This window comes from Candidatus Jordarchaeum sp. (assembly GCF_052745115.1).
In genome coordinates this window covers 1-3914 of sequence record NZ_JBRAKS010000359.1, presented here as the reverse complement: position 1 = coordinate 3914, position 3914 = coordinate 1, and the positions used below count along the sequence as shown (strand labels likewise).

The following is a 3914-nucleotide window of genomic DNA, read 5'->3' as shown; positions in this document are numbered from 1 at the left end:
TGGAACGCTTCCAGATCCTTAAAAAACGCCAGCAAAAATGGTCAGCCACAAAATTCTTATTTATGAGCGAATAAGTATTCTATCAAACTATACTTATAATTTAAATATGAAGTTAAGCTTTTCTAAAAATAAATGTTAAAAGGTGTCATTATGGGAAGGTTAGATGGAAAAATTGCAGCTGTGACGGGGGCTGCTTCAGGAATTGGATTAGAAATTTCCAGAAGGTTCCTAAGTGAAGGAGCAAGCGTTTTACTAGCTGACATAAATGAAGCCAATCTTGAAAAAGCCTTCCAGGAGTCAAGTCAACAGTATGCTGGCAGGGTTCACAAGATTAAAGCGGATGTGACAAAATCTAAAGAGGTTGACAACTTTGTGCAAGAAACCGTGAATCACTTTGGTAGAATAGACATTATAGTAAACTGTGCCGGTATTCTCAAACAGTGTCTTCTACAGGATCTCGATGATGCGACTTGGGACGAGTCTATAAAGATTATGCTTTACGGAGTCTTTTATGGGGTGCGCGCCGGGGCTCGTCAAATGATTGCTCAAGGAAAAGGAGGATGCATAATAAACATTTCATCGGTTGGTGGTATTGTGCCTCTATCCGATTCTCCTCACTACTGCGTTGCAAAGAGTGGTGTTAACATGTTAACGAAAGTGGCTGCGGTAACCTTGGGCAAACACAAAATTCGTGTAAACGCTATTGCTCCCGGTGAAACCTGGACACCAATGACGGAAGCTTTTCTCAGCATACCCGGGGTAGAGGATTTGTTTATCAAAGAAACCCCATTAGAGAGACTGGGTAAACCAAGCGACGTAGCCTCAGTAGCACTGTTCCTTGCGAGCGATGAATCAGACTGGATAACTGGACACGTTTTGTGCGTTGATGGTGGGCAGGGCCTTCGAGGAGTTGATGCTGAGAAAATATTTCAATGAATCCCAAAAATATTTAAAAAATTGGAAACAATTTCAAAAAATTAATACGTCTTTAACCATAAATAAAAAATATAGAGGAGAGGTGCTTTTGTAAATGAAATCTGATTATAACGTTTTTGTTGAGATGAGAGATGGAGTAAAGCTTTCCGTGGATACACATATTCCAGAAGGAGAAGGACCCTGGCCTGTGGTGATGAGTTGCTACCCTTATCACAAAGACGCTTTAGTGGGTCGCAGCATGCAGCCAGTTATCAAAAGATTTATTGAAAATAATTATGCCTACGTGATTGCCGATCTCCGGGGAACAGGAGCATCAGAGGGAATAACTGTTGACCCCCTGGATCCTCTTAATGGAGAAGACCTGTACACTCTAGTAGAGTGGTGTGGCTCTCAAAAATGGAGTAGTGGCAATGTAGGTATCTGGGGCTCATCTTATGGAGGTATGACCAGCCTTAAAGCCGCCACCATGAAGCCTTCTAGCTTAAAGGCCATCGTTCCTGTTATGGCTCCCTCAATGTTTTACCAGAACTTGGCATATCCCGGAGGAATGCTTAATATGCTTGGTTTGGGTGGAGCGTGGCTTCCTCTAATGAATGTGCTAAACCTGACACCACAGTTACGAATTGATAAAGCTGGTTTATGGAAGAAAATATGGCAAACCCACCTAGACAACTATGTTCCTTATATGATTGTTGGTCTGGATCACCCCACATACGATGACTACTGGAAAAAAGTCGAAATTCCTGTGTCTCAGATTGAGGTGCCAATCTATGTGATTGAGGGCTGGTTGGGTTTTTCCATCCCTGATGGATTAATCCAATTTCAACTCGCTAAGTCGCCGAAAAAAATCTTGGTGGGACCTTGGCCCCACTTTGATCCCAACATGTGTGGAATAGAGCCCGTAGACCATGTTAATGAGGCTCTACGCTGGTTTGACTACTGGTTAAAGGGAGAAGACAATGGTGTGGTGGATGAGCCACCGGTATCAATCTGCACTATGGGAAGTTACCAGTGGAAGTATGAGAACGAGTGGCCGATAAGCAGAACCCAGCAGAAAAGATACTACCTTACGAGAAGCCAAGAACTTTCAGAGTCGCCTATAAAAGGTGCGCCAAGTGTGAAAATACCCTACAAGTATGATCCCTCAGTTGGCATCACTTCGGGTTTAAAGACGGTTTTTCCCCTAGGCATCGATTATCCAAAAGATCAGAGAATTGATGATGCTCATTCTCTGACCTTTGACAGTCCACCCTTGGATAAGGACCTTGAAGTAACTGGGGAGCCAGAATTAACTTTAACTCTGTCAACTGATGTGGAGGACTTAGGGCTGGTGGCTAGGCTATGTGATGTTGCCGAAACCCGGTCTTCCACCTATGCTAGTACTGGCTGGTTACGGCTAAGCCACCGAGAGGGACATGAAAAGCCTAGACCCGTTAAGCCCGGAGAATTATATAAAATAAGTATGAAGTTATGGCCTACATCCTATCTCTTCCGAAAGGGGCACCGAGTAAGATTAAGCATTTCTTGCAGCGATTTCCCTCGCGTGTTTCCGTTGAATGTTGATGGGTCAATCTTTTTACATCTGGGAGATGAGTATGTGGCGGAATTATCATTACCAGTAGTGCCAAGTGGCGGCCCATCGAGTAAACCAGTATATGAGAAGCCGGACTTAAGTTTTCTTGAAGAATTCCCAATGATGATGATGCCCGAATGGAGAGTGGTGCATGATCATCTCACAGCTCGTCTAAGTGTGGAGTCTGGGGTTGTTATGGAACTTCCCGTCGATTATCTAGATGGACCCTATAGGTATGAAAATCATTATCACGCAGACATTACAGCTAATAATCCTTCCACAGCAGAGATACATGCGGACACTTCATCCAGATTCAAACTTGCTGGAGAAAACTACTACATCCATGCCTACCAAGTCTTAACCCAGTCCAAACTGACTGTTGATGCAAAAGTGAAAATTAACGAAAAAACCGTGTACGAGAAAAAATTTGAAAAAGAATATTAAAAATGAGTTCTACTTCGCAGCCTCACAGGCTTTCATGATAACATTCGTGAAATCGTCTACAGTAATGTTTGGTATCTCGTATCCTTTTGTATCGAAAATTTTCTTCACTCTTTCCCTCACTGCTTTCTTATCTATTGGTGCATTCTGGAGTTCTCTCTCCATAATTTGAATGGGCGATTCTGGGATAAGTGGATCAGCGTGTAACGAACCAGTTATGAGTATATTGTATATCTTGTTTTCCTTGGTTAATACAATCACCCTCACGAGTGGTCCCTGAGGAATTTTTACCCTAGCCTCGCCTTTCCTAACACCGCTTGTTATGGGAGTGTTCTTAAACCTCAATTTCTCAGACCGGTTATAGAACCAGTCATCAGAGGTCAGCATTCCTCTTATACCGGGATACATGGGTATCTTCTCCCAATAAATCTCAGTCGGAACCAGGGTAACATGGTATCTCTCAACAACCGCCTTCTTTAAAATTTCTTCCAGTTCTTGGGTTGTAACTTCCCTGCCTACTTCCCTGTTCAAACAGGTTGACCGGTCCCTCAGGGTTTTGGTTTCTTTGTCTGCGAATTTTTCGGGAGGTGGAATAATAACCTTATCCACAATGTCCCAGGGTACTTCCTTCATCTGGATTCCCGCACCTGCCGACAGATAAATCGGCGAAGGTAGTCCCGCGGCTGTACTAATCTTTCTCCATACACCATCGTCGCAATAGACCTCTATATCGTTGAGTGGTTTGAACCTGGTTTTGAGTCCAAGCTCCTTTCCGATGGTTTCTGCATAGGCGGTAAACAGTTCTTTGAACAATTCCTCTAAGTTAGGAGGGCATTTGGGATGATCTCTCCTGAAAGCCATAGACATGTGGGCACAGCCACTATCAACCCAAGCTATTCCTCCACCTAGGGGGCAATGTCATTAAGTTAAGCCCAAATTCTTTTCTTGTACTTATGGTATCTCA

At 43.4% G+C, this 3914-nt stretch carries 3 protein-coding genes; 2 read left to right on the top strand and 1 reads right to left on the bottom strand.

What is annotated here, in order from left to right; all coding sequences use genetic code 11:
* The first annotated feature begins 150 nt into the window (after window positions 1-150).
* Together ACUVXA_RS17815 and ACUVXA_RS17810 are read left to right on the top strand one after the other, a co-directional pair.
* Window positions 151-936, top strand: a complete 786-nt coding sequence (locus ACUVXA_RS17815; RefSeq protein WP_445872633.1) for an SDR family NAD(P)-dependent oxidoreductase — start codon at window positions 151-153, stop codon at window positions 934-936.
* A gap of 94 nt (window positions 937-1030) precedes the next feature.
* Window positions 1031-2953, top strand: a complete 1923-nt coding sequence (locus ACUVXA_RS17810) for a CocE/NonD family hydrolase (RefSeq protein ID WP_445872632.1) — start codon at window positions 1031-1033, stop codon at window positions 2951-2953.
* A 9-nt stretch (window positions 2954-2962) separates the two neighbouring features.
* On the opposite strand, the gene ACUVXA_RS17805 is transcribed toward ACUVXA_RS17810, so the two are convergent.
* Complete coding sequence (locus ACUVXA_RS17805) at window positions 2963-3817, bottom strand: hypothetical protein (RefSeq protein WP_445872631.1); 855 nt, start codon at window positions 3815-3817, stop codon at window positions 2963-2965.
* Between the last annotated feature and the right edge of the window lie 97 nt (window positions 3818-3914).